Annotated in this window: 18 protein-coding genes; 3 read left to right on the plus strand and 15 right to left on the minus strand. The window is 46.6% G+C overall.

Annotation, left to right across the window (positions count from 1 at the left end; genetic code table 11):
• Positions 1-302 precede the first annotated feature (302 nt).
• Positions 303-2,153 carry an asparagine synthase (glutamine-hydrolyzing) gene (asnB, locus tag I2H74_RS20515; protein WP_195576150.1) on the minus strand — a complete coding sequence of 617 codons (1,851 nt, stop codon included), beginning with the start codon at positions 2,151-2,153 and terminating at the stop codon, positions 303-305.
• A gap of 238 nt (positions 2,154-2,391) precedes the next feature.
• On the opposite strand from asnB, the gene I2H74_RS20520 reads away from it, so the two are divergent.
• Positions 2,392-3,342: an alpha/beta hydrolase gene (locus I2H74_RS20520; RefSeq protein WP_195576109.1), complete on the plus strand. Its 951-nt coding sequence runs from the start codon at positions 2,392-2,394 to the stop codon at positions 3,340-3,342.
• Positions 3,343-3,473: 131 nt separating this feature from the next.
• Here the strand turns inward: I2H74_RS20520 and I2H74_RS20525 are convergent, their stop codons facing one another.
• From I2H74_RS20525 to I2H74_RS20540, 4 genes are all read right to left on the minus strand, one after another.
• A complete protein-coding gene (locus tag I2H74_RS20525) occupies positions 3,474-4,331 on the minus strand; it encodes a DMT family transporter (RefSeq protein WP_195576110.1) in 858 nt (285 codons plus the stop codon).
• A gap of 71 nt (positions 4,332-4,402) precedes the next feature.
• Positions 4,403-6,145 carry a glycoside hydrolase family 35 protein gene (locus tag I2H74_RS20530; protein ID WP_195576111.1) on the minus strand — a complete coding sequence of 581 codons (1,743 nt, stop codon included), beginning with the start codon at positions 6,143-6,145 and terminating at the stop codon, positions 4,403-4,405.
• A 263-nt stretch (positions 6,146-6,408) separates the two neighbouring features.
• Positions 6,409-6,858 (minus strand): disulfide oxidoreductase, encoded by a 450-nt coding sequence (locus tag I2H74_RS20535; protein WP_195576151.1) that lies wholly within the window; start codon positions 6,856-6,858, stop codon positions 6,409-6,411.
• A gap of 20 nt (positions 6,859-6,878) precedes the next feature.
• Positions 6,879-7,595 (minus strand): DsbA family protein, encoded by a 717-nt coding sequence (locus I2H74_RS20540; protein ID WP_324254120.1) that lies wholly within the window; start codon positions 7,593-7,595, stop codon positions 6,879-6,881.
• Between the two features lie 286 nt (positions 7,596-7,881).
• Here I2H74_RS20540 and I2H74_RS20545 point away from each other — a divergent pair, with 286 nt between their 5' ends.
• The gene (locus I2H74_RS20545) at positions 7,882-8,658 is read left to right on the plus strand and encodes a class I SAM-dependent methyltransferase (protein WP_195576112.1); all 777 of its coding nucleotides are present in this window, start codon (positions 7,882-7,884) and stop codon (positions 8,656-8,658) included.
• A gap of 142 nt (positions 8,659-8,800) precedes the next feature.
• On the opposite strand, the gene I2H74_RS20550 is transcribed toward I2H74_RS20545, so the two are convergent.
• The 5 genes from I2H74_RS20550 to I2H74_RS20570 all read right to left on the minus strand — a co-directional run bounded on the left by I2H74_RS20550 (position 8,801) and on the right by I2H74_RS20570 (position 14,003).
• On the minus strand, positions 8,801-11,038 hold the full coding sequence (locus I2H74_RS20550) for a heavy metal translocating P-type ATPase (protein WP_195576113.1): 2,238 nt from the start codon (positions 11,036-11,038) through the stop codon (positions 8,801-8,803).
• Positions 11,016-11,453 carry an ArsR/SmtB family transcription factor gene (locus I2H74_RS20555; RefSeq protein WP_195576114.1) on the minus strand — a complete coding sequence of 146 codons (438 nt, stop codon included), beginning with the start codon at positions 11,451-11,453 and terminating at the stop codon, positions 11,016-11,018. Before I2H74_RS20555 ends, I2H74_RS20550 begins: the two co-directional genes overlap by 23 nt.
• A gap of 225 nt (positions 11,454-11,678) precedes the next feature.
• A complete protein-coding gene (locus tag I2H74_RS20560) occupies positions 11,679-12,635 on the minus strand; it encodes a PD-(D/E)XK nuclease family protein (RefSeq protein ID WP_229106897.1) in 957 nt (318 codons plus the stop codon).
• Positions 12,636-12,819: 184 nt separating this feature from the next.
• The gene (locus I2H74_RS20565; RefSeq protein WP_195576115.1) at positions 12,820-13,494 is read right to left on the minus strand and encodes an SOS response-associated peptidase; all 675 of its coding nucleotides are present in this window, start codon (positions 13,492-13,494) and stop codon (positions 12,820-12,822) included.
• Between the two features lie 344 nt (positions 13,495-13,838).
• A complete protein-coding gene (locus tag I2H74_RS20570) occupies positions 13,839-14,003 on the minus strand; it encodes a hypothetical protein (protein WP_195576116.1) in 165 nt (54 codons plus the stop codon).
• Positions 14,004-14,148: 145 nt separating this feature from the next.
• Here I2H74_RS20570 and I2H74_RS20575 point away from each other — a divergent pair, with 145 nt between their 5' ends.
• Positions 14,149-14,499, plus strand: a complete 351-nt coding sequence (locus I2H74_RS20575; RefSeq protein ID WP_195576117.1) for a DUF1360 domain-containing protein — start codon at positions 14,149-14,151, stop codon at positions 14,497-14,499.
• Positions 14,500-14,728: 229 nt separating this feature from the next.
• On the opposite strand, the gene I2H74_RS20580 is transcribed toward I2H74_RS20575, so the two are convergent.
• From I2H74_RS20580 to I2H74_RS20600, 5 genes are all read right to left on the minus strand, one after another.
• Positions 14,729-15,349 carry a hypothetical protein gene (locus I2H74_RS20580; RefSeq protein ID WP_195576118.1) on the minus strand — a complete coding sequence of 207 codons (621 nt, stop codon included), beginning with the start codon at positions 15,347-15,349 and terminating at the stop codon, positions 14,729-14,731.
• Positions 15,350-15,620: 271 nt separating this feature from the next.
• Entirely contained in the window at positions 15,621-16,586 is a 966-nt protein-coding gene (locus I2H74_RS20585) for a siderophore ABC transporter substrate-binding protein (protein WP_195576119.1), read from the minus strand.
• A gap of 108 nt (positions 16,587-16,694) precedes the next feature.
• Complete coding sequence (locus tag I2H74_RS20590) at positions 16,695-17,453, minus strand: ABC transporter ATP-binding protein (RefSeq protein WP_195576120.1); 759 nt, start codon at positions 17,451-17,453, stop codon at positions 16,695-16,697.
• Positions 17,447-18,397: an iron chelate uptake ABC transporter family permease subunit gene (locus tag I2H74_RS20595; RefSeq protein ID WP_195576121.1), complete on the minus strand. Its 951-nt coding sequence runs from the start codon at positions 18,395-18,397 to the stop codon at positions 17,447-17,449. The genes I2H74_RS20590 and I2H74_RS20595 overlap by 7 nt, the downstream gene beginning before the upstream one ends.
• A complete protein-coding gene (locus tag I2H74_RS20600; protein ID WP_195576122.1) occupies positions 18,387-19,343 on the minus strand; it encodes an ABC transporter permease in 957 nt (318 codons plus the stop codon). The genes I2H74_RS20595 and I2H74_RS20600 overlap by 11 nt, the downstream gene beginning before the upstream one ends.
• Positions 19,344-19,476: the final 133 nt, after the last annotated feature.

Raw genomic sequence — 19,476 nt, forward strand, 5'->3', positions numbered from 1 at the left:
GTAATTGCAGAAGAAGGCCCTATTTCTTATTCACAATACTGGATCTTATTGTTAAATGCTAACGGGCATTTATCCCCTTAGTGAATGATCTTCCCCGTCGGTTAAGAGCCACCGTGCACCTACCTTTGTAATTCTACATCCCATAAAAAATAATAAACCTCTAAACGAATCCATACATGTGAAATGGCTTCGTTTAGAGGCTGCATTGATATCTGTATCCACCATGAACATAGACGTCTATTAGCCCATGATCCTTATCACTGATAAGGATCATGACGCAACTGTTAAAATGTCGTCTTCATTTATAGGGAGTTTCTCATATAAGTTCCATGCCACAATGCAAACACATAAAGCACCCAAATCTTACGGGAGTAATCCCCTTGCTCTGCCTTATGCATGCGGAACATATTCTCTACCGCGCTCAGGTTCACGATATGGTCGATGCCGCTGCTTGTAATCTCTTCCCACATAATGTCCGCGCGGCTCGTACGGAGCCAATCGCGCATCGGTACAGGGAAGCCAAGCTTCGGTCGATTCAAGACCGAATCCGGAATAATCCCTTCCATGGATTTGCGGAGCGCATACTTTGTCGTGCCGTCTGCAATCTTGTACTTCATCGGAATGCGTCTAGCCACTTCGAACACTTTACGGTCCAAGAATGGGACCCGAAGCTCCATGGAGTGAGCCATCGTCAGCTTGTCCGCCTTCGTTAGAATATCCCCTGGCATCCACAGATTCATATCAATATACTGCATGCGGGCAACCGGGTCCAAATGCTTCGTTTGCTCATAGTACTGCATCGCTTTGTCGAATGGCTTTGTAAAGCTTTCGAGCTGCGCTTCGGTTACACGAAGAATCTCAGGCTTCGCATCGTCGCTAAAAATATTCGCATTCCCGAGGAATCGCTTCTCAAGCGGCGTCGTTGCGCGCATCAGATAGTTCTTCCCATAGAAATTCGGAAGCTTATTCACCATCGCATGAATGGATTTTTTAAGGCCATCAGGAAGCCAGGACAAATAACGCAGAGAATGCGGCTCTCTATAGATGCGATATCCGCCAAAGAGCTCATCCGCACCTTCGCCAGAAAGCACAACCGTTACATGCTCTCTTGCCAAGCGTGCAACTTCATACAAAGCAATTGCGGATGGGTCGGCAACCGGTTCGTCCAAATGCCAGATCGCGCGAGGCACCGCGTCAAAGTACATTTCCTGCGTAATCATACGATCATAATGATCGGTATTGATCTGACTAGCTGTATCTCTTGCTATTGTCGTTTCATTATTAGGTCCTTCAAAGCCGACACTGAACGTCTTGATCGGCTCCATCGAGCGCATAAGCGTCGAGGTAATCGTAGAGTCGATTCCGCTCGACAAGAAACAGCCGCGGTCCACTTCACTATGCAGGTGATGGCGAACAGAATCTGACATGACATCGCGAATCTCTTCAATAATCTCTGCAAGTGGACGATCGACAGGATCAAACATAGGGTCCCAATATTTGCGAATACGAGGCTCTTCCTCAAACGGAATCGTGATGGAATGACCCGGAGGGAGCTTCTGAATACCCTGATACATCGTATCTGGATCCGGTACGTATTGGAAGGTTAGATAATTATAAAAGCTATTCATATTCAAAAGGCGCGGCATTCCAGGAATGGTCAGCAAGCTTTTGATCTCTGAACCGAACGCAAAAATCTCACGATTGTAAAAATAATAAACAGGCTTAATACCGAAATGGTCGCGTGCAAGGAACATCTGCTGCTTGTTCCGATCCCATATCGCAAACCCAAACATCCCGCGAAGATATTGGACACAATCTTCTCCATGCTCTTCATAGAGATGGACAATGACCTCTGTATCCGTATGTGTCTTGAATTGGTGTCCGCGAGAGATCAGGTCTTCCCGTAGCTGCATATAGTTATAGATCTCACCATTAAAGATAATCCAGACGGAATCGTCTTCATTGCTGAGCGGCTGTGCCCCTTCTGCCACATCAATGATGGACAGTCGGCGGAAGCCCAACCCTACACGATCTCCAACCCACATTCTGCCGTCATTCGGCCCTCTATGGTAAATCACATCCATCATATTTTGAATGATATGCTCATCCGGCTGTTGTCCGTTAAACTGAAGCAGTCCAGCAATTCCACACATTACTTCTTCCAATCCCTTCAATACACATAGCGGTGTCTAGTATATTCACGAAAAACCTTCGCTTCATTATAAACTACTTTTTCAAAAAGTTACACAGGCGCTTACAGACAATTCGTCATTTCTCTTCTCCGCCTGACAGGGATTCCTACATTTCTACGCAGAAATCGTGTAATTATTAACATTGTTGCACATTCTACAATGTAGTGAACAAATTGGCAAGCTGCAAGGAGAGTGGCTTATGGTAATCTGGATCCTTCTTGGCATTGTATTGATCTTATTCTTTTATCTGTGGGTCATTCCACGGATTGCCGTACATGAGATGACCCGTATGAAGCAATCGACTTATGACCGCTGCCTCGATATTCTGGAAGAGTATGGGATATACACCCGAGAGACATTTGAGCAGATGGAGCATGAAGAGATCCTTCTCAGCAGCCACGATCGACTGAACCTGCATGGTCGCTATATTGAGCATGATCCTGCTTCGAATCGAGTCGCCCTTATCGTGCATGGATACACGGCCGCCTTGCCTTGGTCATGCCAGTTTGTATCTATGTTTAAACAGCAGGGCTTCAATATACTACTTATTGACCAGCGCAGGCATGGAAGAAGCGATGGCCAGCATACGACCTTTGGCTTCCATGAGAAATACGACATTCAAGCATGGGTGGACTGGATCGTTCAACGTAAAGGAGAGGACTGCATAATTGGTCTTCACGGCCAGTCTTTAGGCGGCGGCACAGTGCTTGAATATAGTGCTATTCATAGACCGCAGGTTCGATTCATCGTCGCTGACTGTCCGTATTCCGACTTAACGAAGCTGATGCGTCATCAGATCGCCAAGTACTATTTGCCAGCATGGCCAACCATGAAGCTTATGAACCGATTGCTTAAGCAGCAAGCAGGGTTCTGTATGGAAGATGTAAGTCCGATTGAGGTGATCAAAACCTGCAAGCTGCCGATTCTATTCATTCACGGAAAGGATGACGTCTTCGTTCCTACCTGGATGAGCGAGGAGCTGCATGCAGCGAAGCCCGCTCCGTCCGAGCTTCTGCTCATCGATCGAGCGGCTCATGCGGTTTCCTATTGCAAAAATCCAAAGAAATATGAGGCAGCCGTGCATCAATTTATCGATAAATATTTAGGAACCCAACAACCGTCATCTGTCGCTCAGCTTGGTCAGCTCTAAATGATGCAACAAAAAAAGCAGAAGACAGGCTCATGAGCGCCAGATTTCTCTAGCTGTTAAACGCTCATGGCCGAATTCTTCTGCCTGCGACGAATCTATTAAGATGAATGAAAACATGACTCTCCTATCCATTATACGGGAGTCCCAAAGATGCCTACGAGCATCATCCCGCAAGTGATCAGCAGTGCCATTGCAATGCGTGAAATGCCCTGCTTCTCCTTAAGCACAATCATGCCAAGAACGGTTCCGAACACGATGCTGAACTCCCGCATCGGTGCGATCTGAGCAAGCGGAGCAAGCTGCATCGCAAAGAGGAAGATCAAGTAGGAACCCGGTGTAAGCACCGCTCCAATAAGTATCGTGCGCCAGTTTAGGCGCCACTCTGCCTTGACCTGCTTCGCCTTTATGACATCAGGAATGAGAATAAAGAATGCCGCGAGATTCCCTAGCTGAAGCAAGCCTAGCGGCGTCATGAAAGTAACAACGAACTTATCCGTAAGGGTATATCCCGTCGTACACAACCCAACGACCAAGGCAATTTTCATCAATTGGCTTTGCTCACGCCAACTCGGGTTCATGAGGCCCCCAATCGCGAACAAGCCTCCGACGATACAAGCAAGCCCTAGCCAACCTAGCCCCGTTAGCTGTTCACCATACAGCGCAAGACTGAATAACGGGACAAGCAGCGCGGCCATCCCTCTCATCATCGGATAGATGCGGGACAATTCCCCTACCTGATAAGCCTTGCTCAACATCAGGAAGTACACGCCCTGAAACATAAAGGACAGCAGTAAAAATCCCCATTCTTTCAGGCCTGCGTTCAGATGAATCAGATCCTTCACAAAGAACGGCATAAAGATGATGCTTGCGATCAGATGCAAAGACCACAGAAATGTGGCCTTATGCAAACTCTTCTTCGTAAAAAGATTCCATACAGAGTGAGTAAAAGCGGAACAAAGCACAAGTGCAACACCAATGTAAACTTCCATTATTGCAGGACACCTTTCACTTTCAAGTACAGTATCTCTCTAATCCGTTTGTTTTTATCATTCGTTTGTTCTTACAGCTGTGGAACGTCTTCAAAGCGAAGCGCTTCGCCCTGCTCATGAAGCTCAAACACAACAATGCTATTTTGGCCTTGCTTTAAGATTGGCGCAGGAACATATAACGATTTCTGCGGACCAACCTCCCAGTACCGTCCAAGATTAAAGCCATTAATGAAGACGACTCCTTTTTTCCATCCATCCAGGTACAAGAATGTATCCTTCGGTTCACCTTCGATATTCAGCTCAGCTTCATAGAACGCCGGCTGCGAGCCTTCAAGCTCGGTAGAGGCTTGATCATAGGCAACCTGCGAGATATCCTCAAGCGGCATCGTGCGCACCGTCCAGTGGAATTGGAATTGTCCATTGAGACGTACGCCATGTGTTATCCCTTTTCGATCAATAAGCTGAGGTCCGTAGTTCACCCGTCCCATGTTCTCAACGAGAATATCAAGTGTGGCTCCTCCTTCAGGAATAACGACAGGAATGGAAGTCGGGTTCCAACGCTCCACAACGCCAATCAGCTTTTTATCCAAAAATACAAGCGCACGGTCACGCACATCCTGAATCGTGAGGTGGCTCTCCGGACGTGGTCCTGTGATCGTCGTCGAGTACATCGTAAAGCCATAGGCTTGGCCGTAATACTCCATCGGCTTCGGTGTTACGCTTTCATGTGCCTCCGAAATCGCAGACAGCGTATCGAACATCTTCACGCTGCGCTTGATCTCAGCTTTCCCATAAGCAGCTTTTGGCAGGTTGGCTGGAATCGGCTCATCGCTAAGCGTCATATATTTACCGATAACATCGCGGAAGACATGGTACTTGGGCGTGATGTCTCCGCATTCGCTAATCGCTGCATCGTAATCATAGCTGGTTACGGTCGGCTCAAAGCGTTCGCCGTGATTCGCACCGTTCATAAAGCCAAAGTTCGTACCGCCATGCACCATATAGAAGTTAACGGAAGCCCCTCTAGCGAGTATCTCGTCAAGACTTTCTGCAGCGGATTCCGCTGAGCGCGTATGATGCTCTTCATGCCAGTGGTCAAACCAGCCGTTCCAGAACTCCATGCACATAAGCGGGGCATCCGGCTGATACTCAAGCAGCTTATCGAAGGCTTCGTTCGCACGAGATCCAAAGTTCACCGTCGCCCATACGCCTTCAGTCATCCCGCCTTGCAGCATATCGTCCTGAGGTCCGTCAGATGTAAAGAGAAGCACATCGACTCCGCGCTCTTCAAGCATTTTTTTCGAAGCCTGAAGATAGGCTTTATCGTTACCATAACTACCATACTCGTTTTCAATCTGCATGGCAATAATCGGTCCGCCATTTGATAGGAGATGCGGCTTAAGCTCCGGAATAAGATGATCGTAGTATGCAGCTACCTTCTTCAAATAACGAGGGTCGTTGCAGCGAAGATCCATTTCTTCATTTAGAAGCCATGCTGGGAAACCGCCAAACTCCCATTCTGCACAAATATAGGATGCCGGACGCACAATGACGTACAGTCCAACCTTTTTCGCTAAAGCTACAAACCGGGAGACGTCAGCCATTCCCTTGAAGTTGAATTGCCCTTCCTTCGGCTCATGCACGTTCCAAGCAATATACGTTTCAACCGTATTACAGCCCATGGCCTTAATCTTGCGGAGACGATCCTCCCAATATTCAGGAACCACACGCCAATAATGCATAGCACCGGATATGATGCGGAATGGTTCACCGTTCAATAGCATCTGCTGCCCTTCCCAACTAAGCTGAGTCATCTGCACTCCTCCTGGTTCATTGATTGTATCCCTTTTCATTTTTGCGTAAAGCTCACTTCTCATCTTACCGTTTTTACTGAAAAGATACATGGCATAATTTCGCTTGAACATGTAGTAATGTTAAGCATTTTGGATATCTGTCATCTGACAGCAGTGGTAAGTGTCAGACCGCTATTACGACCGCTACAGCGATACAATCAAAAGCTCCCATCTGTTTATTATAGATGGGAGCTTCTTGTAACTTTCTATTTGGGATAAAGAGTTTACGCACCAAAGGATACTTCTTCCTCAACAACCTCATCCACTGCTTTACGGGAAGTCCACAGGAAGACCGTAATCAAGATGAACGCGATTAGTGCAAGGAATGGGATCGTAATCCATCCATAGAGATCCAAATAATCTGAATCGCATGGAATGCCTACACGGCAAGGCGAGGCTTCAGCCATGCCTGGCACCTTTTGCACCATATAGTGATAGATCGAGATGCTTCCTCCGATTATCGCCATCGGCAATCCGTACCGAAGAACGGAACGATCATTGCGATAGGCTGCGATGCCCAAGATCAACACCAGCGGATACATAAAGATACGCTGGTACCAGCACAATCGGCATGGCTCCCACAACAGGATCTCGCTCATGTACAGGCTGCCGCTTGTAGCAACCAGGGACACGATCCAAGCAAAGTAAATGGCGTAGCGGCGAATAAAGGTCATCATTATGCCCTCCCGTTAAATTACTTCGCGTTTGACAGCTCTTTATCGATTAACGTCTTCAAGCTTTCATAGTCGAGATAATGTCCGGTAAATTCCTTGCCGTTGACGAACATCGATGGTGTCCCGCCAATCTTCGCCTTTTCACCAGCTTGATAATCGCCCTGCACCTTCTCCTTGTAGGTATCGTCTTGAATCTGCTTCAAGAACTCCTCCTCATTCAGATCCGGCACAGCCTTCTTCGCTACATCAAGAAGATACTCGGGTGTTGCCCACTGTGTACGCTCATCCTGCTGAGCAGCATAGAGCTGTTCATGGAAGCTGAAGAACGCATCTGGATGACTGGCATGGATCGCTTCGCCTGCATATGCTGCGGTATTCGAGTCAGGTCCAAGGAATGGATAGTTCAAGAATACGAACTTGACTTGATTCGTATCAATATAATCGGCCTTCAGCTTAGGAAACACCTCATCTTCCCACTGCTTACATGCTGGACATTTGTAATCGCCAAACTCTACAAGTGTTACCTTTGCTTCCTGCGAGCCAAGCACTGGCTGTCCTTCAAGATCGAATTCCACTACTCGATTCTCAGCTTCCTTCTGCGCAACCTTCTCATTCGTATTGTTCAACACAAAAATAAGTCCAAGCAGCACAACGAGAATGATCGGGAACAAAATGAGCATCAAATTTTTCTTTTTAGCGCTTTTACCTTTGTAAGACGTTTTGGATTTGTTGGCCACGGCATCCACCTCAATCAATTGGTATAGTATATCCTGCTCCCTAGAACGAGAACGATTTTCGTTTTAATTCTAATTTAATCGAAAATGAGCTTTTTTTCCATTTGTTTTAGCAGATTTGTGTCCATCCTGTGATAAATGTCACTCTTTAGTAACAAAATATCCTTAAATAAGAAAAAGAAAGCGGCTAACTGATTATTTTAAACTATAATATACTTGTTTTATATATTTCATCTATAAACAATTCTCCTGTATGCTCGGGTTACCAATGAAAAGAGAGGTGTACGAAATGACCAAATCCATGACGTGGAATGCGGAACAGTACGACCAAAGCTTCGCCTTTGTATCCCAATTCGGAGCCACGATGCTCGACTGGCTGGATCCAAAGACCGGTGAAGTGATCATCGATCTAGGATGCGGCTCTGGCGATCTTACACTACAACTGGTAGAAAAGGGCGCTGATGTAATCGGGATTGACGCATCCGAAGATATGCTCGAGCTTGCACGAGCAAAGGCTCCAAAGGCTCATTTCTCCCATCAGGATGGGCATGTCTTCAAGGTAGCGCAGCAAGTTGACGCCATCTTCTCCAATGCTGCCCTGCATTGGATGACGAAGCCGGAGCAAGTGATTGCCTCTATCAGTCAAGCGCTGCGCACTGGAGGGCGCTTCGTTGCTGAATTCGGAGGAAAGGGCAACATTGGGCCGATTGCAGAGTCGATCAAACAAGCGCTTCAAGCACATGGACATCATGAAGCCGCAAGCTACACACCCTGGTATTTCCCATCCATTAGCGAGTACAGCAGTCTCTTAGAGGCACAAGGATTAGAGGTAAGGCAGGCGCAGCTTATCGATCGTCCCACCCTTTTGTCCGGCGGTGATCAAGCAGTCGAGATCTGGCTGAACATGTTTGCTTCGAGCTGCTTTCAGGGACTGTCTGCTGAAGAGATTCAGAAGCTGTATGCGGAGATTAAAGAGCATCTCCGGCCAAGCATGTACAAAGGAGGCGGTCAATGGGTCGCGCACTATCGGCGCATTCGAGTGATGGCCGTCAAAGTGCAATCATAAGGATTGGCACATACGATGCCTGCACGATTGAACCTGTCCTGAATGGCGCAGTTTACGTTCTCCGTTGTTCCTCTACCAAAAAAAGGCCCGGGCAATATCGCACTGCCCGAGCCTTTCCTATATGGTGAAGCTGCTTGCACCCTTACTTGGACAGCGTCGCCGCTTTATCTCTGCCAAGCAGAATCGTAAGTCCTAGTAGGGTGACGATAATGGTCGCGCCCATATCGGACAGAATGGCGATCCACAGCGTCAGCCAGCCTGGGATAGTCAGCAGCAGAGCGATAATCTTGAGTCCAAGCGCCAAGCCAATGTTCAACCCGATGACGCGGTTGACAAGCCTTGCAACTCGAACAGCAGCTGGCAGCTTGCCAAGATGATCCTGCATCAGCACGATGTCTGCTGTTTCTACGGCACTATCCGTACCTGCTCCCATCGCAATGCCCAGCTGCGCGGATGCGAGCGCTGGCGCATCATTGATGCCGTCGCCGACCATAGCAACCTTATACTTTCCAGCGAGTTCCTTCACCTTCTCTACCTTCTGCTCTGGCAGCAGCTTCGCATGCCATTCAGACACGCCTACTGCCTTCGCTACACGCTCAGCCGATTGAGCATGGTCACCCGTTAGCATCACGGTGTGTGTCACATGCAAATCATGCAGCGCTTGAATCGTAGCCTTGCTTTCTTCGCGAATCTGATCGGCTAAGCCGAAGACGCCAATTGGCGCATGTTCGTCAGCAATCGCCACTATGGTGTAGCCTTGAGCCATCATACGCTTCGCATCCTGCAGAGCCTGCTGGAAGTCTTCCCCGTCACGAGCAAAGATCTGCTCACTGCCGACAAGATATTCTTGGCCTTCAACAACGGCCTTGATGCCTTGGCCTGCAATTGTCTCCGTGCTTGTTGGATCAGGCCATGCCCCATCCCCATGATTGGCCACATGCTTCATCATTGCCTTCGCTAGCGGATGCAGGGAGTCCTTCTCAATCGCACCCATGATGCGATATACACGTTCTTTATCATAGATCGCTTCATCGACAACAGCCGGCTCTCCTTTGGTTAATGTACCGGTCTTGTCGAAGGCTAGCGCATTGATCTTGCCAAGCTGCTCAAGATGGACACCGCCCTTCACGAGAATACCCATTCTGGCCGTGCGAGTAATACCACTTACGATAGCAATAGGAGAAGCAAGAATAAGTGCACAAGGACAACCTACAATAAGAACAGCAAAGCCTTGGTACAGCCATTTGGACCAATCGCCGCCCATGAACAGAGGCGGAACGACCATGACCAATGCGGCAATAATCATAATAATCGGCGTGTAGTACTGAGCAAACCGATCAATAAACAGCTCCGTTGGTGTCTTCGTATCCTGCGCCTCACGAACAAGATGCAGAATTTTCGCCAAGGAGGAATCCTCATAGGCCTTTTCGATCTTCACACGAAGCACGGAAGACGTATTCAGGCTGCCGCCAAATACATGCGAGCCTGCACTTTTCGAAACCGGAAGGGATTCCCCTGTTATCGCCGCTTCGTTCACAGCACTTTCTCCATCGACTACCGTACCATCGGAAGGAATCTTCTCACCTGGACGAACAATTACAAGATCGTTCACACGAAGCTGCTCGATTGGAATCGTCACCGTCTCTTCACCACGAATGACATTAGCCTGCTTAGGTGCGACAGAGAGAAGAGCAGACATGGATTCACGCGCTCTTTCCATTCCGTAGCCTTCTAGAATCTCATTAAGGCCGAACAGGATAGCGACTAGCGTTGCTTCCTTCCATTCTCCCATCACGACAGCACCTGTCAAAGCCACTGTCATGAGTGTATCCATGTTAAACCGCAGACGCAGCAAATTTTTAAGTCCCTGCATAAAAGTTGTATGACCGCTCAGCAGAATCGCGATAAGGTAAACGCCGATGAGCGACCATTGTGGGATTGCACCGTCCAAGAAGAAGGTCCCCGCGTACAAAACAGCAGATATACCGAGCATCCACTTCATTCGATTATCGGAGCCATGTGCGTGACTGTGGCCGTGACCTTCACCATGAGCATGATTGTGACCGTGGTCATGATCGTGGGAGTGTCCTTGATCGTGAGTGTGACCATGACTGTGAGCATCAGCCGCGCTTGATGTGGCAGCACTTGGGCCTCCGTCTACAATATAAGCGCCATCCCGCTTCAAAATTCGCTCAACCTGACGCAAATCTACCTCACTGTTTATCTTCAGCGTTCCGCTGTTGTACATAAGCTGTGCATCTTCGCCATGCTCCAGCTTTCGAATATCAGTCTCGCATTCCCGCGCACAGTTGGCGCAGGATAGTCCTTGAACCTGATAGGTCCGTTTTGCCTCTCCGCTAGTGATCGTTTTCACTGTCATGACAATGTTCCTCCCTCATGTGCTCCTCAGTCATGCGCACTAAAGTTCGAATATGATGGTCTGTTAGGGTGTAAAAGACGTTCTTGCCTTCCTTGCGCGACTTGGCAATGCCAAGATTCTTCATCAGTCTCAAATGATGCGAGGTCGTTGCAATCGATTGTCCCGTTAGGAGCGCCATATCGCATACACAGAGCTCCTCGCCTTTGTCCATATAGGCTGCCATCTTCATTCGAGTCGGATCAGACAGCGCCTTGAACATTTGCGCCATGCGCGAAACTTCATCGTCCTGCACCAATCCCTTCAGGGATTGAACCTTCTCCGCGTCATAGCAGACAATCTCGCATACATCGTCTTTCCCAACCTCTACCCCTTGCTCCAATTGCTTATTCTTGTCCTTCAAGGGCTTTGCAGCCATAATTACAGCACCTCCACGGTTATATCATCTATATATTCAAATGATTGTTTGATTGTTATACTCAATATATCACCACTCCCTCAAACATTCAAACGAATTTTTTATTATTATAAGGACGATTTGTGAAAATGGTGCACAAAATAGGCGATAAGTCCCTCCGAACGGAGAAGATCTCATCGCCTTAGTATTGTTTATTCCAGCAGCAATATTCCATTGTTAGCAGGACTACCCAACGTCCGTCTCCTCATCGATAAAGAGATTCGAGGAGGCTCCTTCACACATCTCGCGAAATGCACACTGTCTGCACTTTCTCTCGTCCTGCGTCACCTCGAATGCCTCCATTGGCTTCGGCTGATTCGCCGCGGGATCCGCAAGATAGCTTCTCATCTTCGCCATGCTCGCCTCAGCATAGGAGACAAGCTCCTCCATCTCCCGCTCCGTTACCTGATCCACCTTGCACTTGCCGCTAAGCAAATACTCGGTTCGAATCTCAATCCGGTCATAAGGAATTCCATAGTTCTCATGAACGTACCAGCCATATAGGCGAAGCTGAACGTCGTTGCGCTCATCCTCCTGGCCGGTCTTCCAATCCACAATGATATACTGGCCTGCCTGGCGGTACATCCAGTCAAGCTTCACATAAACACACGTATCTCCCATATCCATTGTGTTCAGCTTCTCCAGCTCTACCAAGTGGCAATTGTCCACATGCATATAATGCTGCAAGCTCTCGCTGTCCAGCAATCGGTCCGCAAGGATCGGAATGCGGTGCTTAATTGCGTCTTGCGCCTTCTCAGGCAGAGCCCCTAAATAATACATCTCCTGAAGCATCGTTCGCTGCTTCGGCTGCTGCTTCCACTCCTCGATGCTCAAGGAATCCTTATAAGCTTGATTCAACAGGAAGCGGATTCGTCTGACCATCTCTTCTCGTTCCATTGGGCGCCCATATTGATGGTACAGTTGAACCGTCTCTTCCGCCATCTTATGCACAACTTCCCCAAAGACTAGATACAGACTTGTCATCTGCTTCAAGCGGTAGGCTTGCCTCGCCGCAGGCGGGGCATCCAAGTACCAGCCGTTATGCGCTGCATAATAATGATAGTAGTATTTACGTCTGCACTCCTGGAACAAATGGTGGCGTGATGGCGACCATGACCAATCGGGATAAGGTCTTGGCGGCAACTTGGTCCCCTCCTTCATAGGCTTGCGATCACGAGCAAGCCGCTCACGTTCGTCTTCTAATGCCTCATTATAGCATATGAAAAAAGGGGACCAAAAAGGCCGCAGCATCTATCCACTGTGACCTTGATCTTTTTTATCTATTGGATTCACCAACAACCACAATCATATCGTTGTAGAATCTAAACTAGCTTTTAACCCAAGCCTGCTTCAAATCCATCTCCTGAATACATGACAGCTCGTCCATATGGGCGTGCTGGATCTGCGGAGATACAGGATAAGCACGGAATCGGTCCGCTGGCAGCGGCTTAAGCATCCGGTTAAGGTATTCAACCTCCAGCATATCCGGTTCAAGCCACTTTGCGATCTCATTGGATTCAAGCACCGCCGGCATACGGCGATCGAATTCCCCAATCAGATCATTAGCGCGCGTCATCAGAATCGTACAGGTGCGATGAACCTCGCCCTTTGCGCTGCGCCAGCATTCATATAAGCCTGCCAAGGCGAATATTCCTTGTGTGCGAAGCACCACACGAACAGGGTGCATGCGCTTCTCTTCTTTGCGCCAATAATAGAAGCCGTTGCAAGGGATCACACAGCGCTGCTTCTCGATCACCTTGCGATAGGCCTCATTTTCATACACACTGAGCAAATCGGCATTCACCGCATCCGGTGCCCAGAACGGGACAAGCCCCCAACGGAAATCCAGCATGGTACGCTTGCCATCCTTCATATAGACAGCAGGAACAGATTGCGTCGGGATGATATTATATCGGGGACGATAATTCATTTGATTATGATCAACAGCAAAGTAAGCATGAACCTCTTGAAAGTCCGAGCTGATTGAATACTGGCGGCACATGGGCCCCACCTCCTGTGCGGTTATTTTGTGCACAGGAGGTATATTTATACATTTTAAATCAGATTAAATATTTATGGTCTTAATTTATTTCGAATACTCTCTCTGAAAGCGGGGGAGCGATACTATATACGTATTAAAGTATCCATAGAAATAAAAAGCCGCTAAGCCCCTATTCATTAGAAGCTTAGCGGTAATAGAAGCTGTCGATTCCAACGCAGCTTGATAACCAGCGATACGATGATACGCCTACTACGTGACCAGTTATGATGCCTTCTATCTCCTCATGCGAGATAGAATAGGCTCACCCTCCTAATCTGCAAGAATATATTAGGATAGGGTCTTCCTTACGTACGATTAGGAGCAACCGCTTGAATGATGATCGGTGCAACGTTCGGGACCTCAGGGCCTCTGCTGATAATTTGAACAGGAAGTGTTTGATTCCCTTTCGTCCACAAGGTTTGGTTACGCTGGAACTGCTGGGCTTGATTGACGGAACGGCAAAAACACATCCTCCCTCACCTCCTCTTTCTTACCATCTAGTATATGCATGTTCCGTCCATAGGATTGGACGAACTTGATGGTTGTCTGCTCGTTCTATCTGCAAGATTCGCCCTTATCCTAACGTTTATTCTGGCATAGGAGGTGTAACCTATTATGATAGAATCCTTCTCGGCTTTGTTCTTTATCATCCTCATCCTCGCAAGCTTTCGGCTTACGCATCTCATCATCTATGACGACATTGCCGCTCCGCTTCGCAGCCTATTTGTAACCACCTCTATCATTACCTTAGAAAATGGACAGCAGGTCGTACAGCACGAGGTCGCCCCTAAGGGCATCAAACGTTGGCTGGGCCTTCTCTTTACCTGTCATTGGTGCATGGGCATCTGGTCAAGTCTTATTCTTATCCTGCTGTGGCTGTTTGTTCCTTACGCGATATGGCTCTTGGTCATTCTCGCTGTGGCAGGTGCAGCAGCTATTATCGAAACGATCGTGCTGAGGTTATAAATTGCTTGTAGAATGGGATTCGTGTAGAGCTGACCGTACAAAAAAGAGGCCTTCTTTGCACCTCAGTTTATATCCATGCAAGGAATGGCCTCGTTTTTATTACCAATATTATCTTGTTCCACGTGTGACATTGTTACACATAAATCGACATTCCCCAACATAAAAAGACGATTGACATATCGTGGTAGCTATTGAACCTTATGTACATGCATTTTAATCTTATTTAATACTAATTAGTAAATCTCCTGATGTTCTCTAACTCTTCCATCTTTTCTTGATGTCTAATCTCTTCATCCAACATATTTAGAGCCTCGCCCATGTGGGAAACTCTATCCTGTTCGAAATACTTAATAAGAGTACTGACATTAGCAGGACTCCAATATTCCGAGGGTACAATTGATTCGTGAAATAGATTTTCTTTAATACTAGGTAATAATTGATTGTTCTGCTTAACCCTCGAAGAGTATTTCATCCATTTGTACAGAAGAGTGAATCTATTATATAGAAAAACAATTACAGGGTAAGCAAAAACATAATAATAAGCGCTAATTTCACCATCCGGATCTAGGTAGTCAGGGAACTGAATATGATAGGAAACCTCTAATATATAGTAAACACTCATAAGGAATAACCAACTAAACAATCCTGAGATAAAGTGAATAATAAAATGAAAATCTATCGGTTTTCTTTTTGCGTGCGCTTCTAAATGTTCAATATCCCGAATTTGTTTGACTAACCCCAAGGTCCAATATAGATTATCTAAAATATCGGATGTCGTAAGTTCAACATCTTGCTCACATTCCTCATTTGACTCCATAGGAGTATCACATTTTTCTTCTATATATGACATGTTGTATTCCTTTCTAGAATAGTCTTATTCCTAATTATCTTGATGCTAAAAAAGAGATCTAAACAGGATAAGCGTAACTGATTTAATTATGATTTGCTATCAAAAATATCCATGTTCTTGTACTTTTATCTTGTAGAAGATCGTTCCCCATCTTATCCATAACAACCCGAAAAAAGAAAAGCTCTCCTTCGGCAGCAGGTGTTAAACCCGTCTATCCAAAGGAAAGCTTCGTAAGTCATATGGAGTATAGAACAATAATTAGTGGCGATGCTTAGTTCAAAGCAGTTCCTGCTTCTTTCACCATTTCAGAGACAGACAGCAAGCCGCCGCCGGAAAGGTACCAGTAGTTAGGATCCAAGTAGATGATCTTGCCGTCTTGGAATGCTTTTGTCTTCTTCACAAGGTCGTTTTCAATCGACTCTTTTGCAGAAGCTTCGCCGCCTACAACAGCGTTGCGGTCTACAACGAACAGGATGTCAGGATTTTTCTCCAACACATACTCGAACGTTACGCTCGCGCCGTGAGTGGATACTTCAATATTTTCATCGGACTGACCGAAGCCAAATACGTCATGGATGATACCGAAGCGGGAACCAGCGCCATATGCACTGATCTTGCCTTCGTTAGCCAAGATAATCAAAGCCTTTTTGCCGTTAGCTGTAGCCTTTTCGTTAATGCCTTTGATCTCTGTATCAATAGCAGTAAGCTCAGCTTCTACTTCTTTTTCCTTGCCGAAGATTTGACCGATTGTTGTTGCATTTTCCTTAAAGGATTCCATGTATCTCTTCGTATCTACACCAAGATAGATCGTAGGACCCAGCTTAGACAGCTCTTCGTATGCATCGGATTGACGACCGGAGATGATGATGAGGTCTGGATCGATCTCAGCAATTTTCTCGAAGTCAGGCTCTTTGATGCCGCCTGCATTTTGGTATTTGGAATCTTTGTATTTGGACAAATATTCAGGAACGCTTGCTTGTGGCACTGCAGTAACTTCAACGCCAAGCTTATCCAAAGTATCAAGTGTACCGAAGTCGAATACAACAACCTTCTCAGGGTTCTTCTTCACTTTTGTTTCACCAAGCTGATGCTTGATGGTGAGCTCTTCTGCAGCACTGTTCTCAGCAGGCTGAGATGCATTAGAAGCAGATCCGCTAGTTGCAGCATCCTTCTGGCCGCAAGCCGCTAGGCTGAACACGAGAACCGCCATTATGACAAAAAGAAAGGATTTCTTCATTACCTTCACCCCTATAAAATACTTAAAAAGAAAAATATATTTTAGCTCATAAGGCCGGATGCTGCGCACACATCCTGCTTATGAAATGTGCTAACAAAATGAAATGGATTAAGAGAAATACACACAAATGCGGTTGCAGTTAATATCCTGAATGCCGATATCCATGTCGTAGATCTCTTTAAGAACATCGCTATTGATGATCTCGTCCTTCGTTCCTTCCTTCACCACCGCTCCATCTTTCAGAGCCACGATGTAGTCGGAATATACGGAAGCAAAGTTAATGTCGTGAATGACGATAATAACCGTCTTACCCAGCTCATCCACGAGACGGCGAAGCGTCTTCATGATTTGAACGGAATGCTTCATGTCCAGGTTATTAAGCGGTTCATCAAGCAAAATGTATTCGGTATTCTGCGCGATAACCATAGCAATGTAAGCACGCTGCTTCTGGCCGCCGCTCAGCTGGCTTAAGTATTTGTCCTGCATCTCTTCAAGGTTCATATACTTGATAGCTTCATCCACAAACGCCCAATCTTCCGCTGTAAGGCGACCTTGAGAGTAAGGGAATCGTCCAAAAGATACGAGTTCTCGAACCGTAAGACGAAGATTGATATGGTTCGACTGCTTCAGGATGGATATTTTCTTTGCAAGCTCATTGCTCTTGCTTGCCCCAATCTCCAAGCCATCGATCAACACTTCCCCTGTATCCTTCGAAATGAGACGACTGATCATCGAGAGAAGCGTACTCTTTCCAGCGCCGTTTGGCCCAATGAAAGACGTAATCTTTCCCTTTGCAATCTTAACCGACACTTTATCTACAACATTCTTTTGTCCATAACGCTTCGATACTTTAACCACTTCTACCATGACTTATTCTCCTTTAACAGTAGATAGATAAAGTACACGCCTCCGATAAAGTTGACGATCACGCTTAGAGTCGTCGAAAAGGTGAACACTCGCTCTACGAGCAATTGCCCGCCTATTAAGGCGATAATACTGATTAACATGGAACCTAGAATCAAGAACTTATGACGATAGGTATTCATATACTGATACGCGACGTTCGCTACGAGAAGTCCAAGGAACGTAATCGGTCCGGCAAGAGCCGTAGCGATGGAAATAAGAATCGTAACAATGATGAGCAGCCGCTTCACAACTGCATCATAGGGAACGCCTAGATTGACCGCCTGGTCACGACCGAGCGCCAATACATCAAGATACTTCGCAAATCGCAGGAAGTAAATCGTGACGGCTGCAAACCCAATAACGGATAGCGTCAACACATCTGTATTGATATTGTTGAAGCTCGCAAACATGCGATCGGATACGATCTGAAACTCGTTTGGATCAATAAGCACCTGCAAGAAGGTGGACATTGTTCCGAACATCGTTCCAAAGATAAGACCGATTAAGAGCAAGAAATAGATGCTCTGCCCCTGCTGCTTGAACATGATCTTGTATAATATCGCAGAAAAAATGAGCATTCCGCCTACAGAGATCAAGAAGTTCAAGTTGCGATCAAGCGCTCCTACCGAAGTTGATCCAAAGACAAAGATGACGAAGGTCTGAATCAACATATATAAGGAATCCAAGCCAAGAATACTTGGGGTTAATATGCGGTTGTTGGTGATCGTTTGGAAGATAATGGTCGAAAATGCGATCGCGCTGCCTGTCAGAACGATGGCAAATACCTTTATCCCTCTCTTCTCGAGGACGTATTCCCAGTTGCTGCCTACGTTAATAAACATAAAGATACCAATCAGGATCAAGGCTAGCGCCGCGAGAATTGCTGTCTTGGACTTATAAGTCATATGCCTTTCTTCTCCTCAATAGTAAGTACAAGAAAATTGCGCTGCCGATGACACCGACGGTCAAGCTGATCGATATCTCATACGGGTAGATGACGACGCGCCCAAGAATATCGCAAAATAGCACAAACACTGCACCTAACAAGGCCGTGTGAGATAGGGTGTTCTTCAAATGATCGCCCTGATAGAGACTTACGATGTTAGGGATGATCAAGCCAAGAAACGGAATCGTGCCGACGGTCAGGATAACCGATGCGGTGATCAAAGCTACAATGACAAGCCCGATGTTAACGACAAGCTTATAATTCAAGCCTAGATTCTTAGCGAAGTCCTCACCCATGCCCGCGATGGTAAACTTGTTGGCATACAGATACGCGATAATAATCAGCGGAATGCTGATGTACATCAGCTCGTAGCGCCCCTTCATAATCGAAGAGAAATCGCCCTGCAGCCATGCGGACATATTCTGAATCAAATCATATTTATAAGCAAAAAAGGTAGATATGGAACTAATGATGTTACCAAACATAAGTCCGACTAGCGGTATAAAGATCGCATCCTTGAACTTGATCTTATCCAAAATTTTCATAAAGATCAGGGTGCCTAACAATGCAAACGCAAAAGCGACCAGCATCTTCTGAATCGGGGATGCATTCGCAAAAAGAAGCATTGAGATAAGGATTCCGAATCTAGCTGAATCCATCGTGCCCGCCGTTGTTGGCGATACGAACTTGTTGTGGCTCAGCTGCTGCATGATCAATCCGCATATGCTCATGCTCACTCCTGCAATTAGCAGGCTCACGAGCCTCGGCACACGGCTAATGATCAGAATATCCAGTTGATCTTCTGTTAGTCGAAATACGTCTAGCGGGCTGATATCCTTCACTCCGACAAAGACGGAGATAAAAGATAGCAAGATGAGCGCTATGACCAAGTACCGTTTCTTCATGACAAACTCCCGCTGTTAGGATAACCCCATCCTGATGCTTCCGGATGTCGGTATTGAGATTGATTATCATTTATAATGACTACTATGATTATACCGTGTGTTGGAACCCTGTCAATGGATTTTCGCCAAAAAA

The sequence above is a fragment of the Paenibacillus sp. 1001270B_150601_E10 genome, from assembly GCF_015558675.1.
Classification (GTDB): Bacteria; Bacillota; Bacilli; order Paenibacillales; family Paenibacillaceae; genus Paenibacillus_B.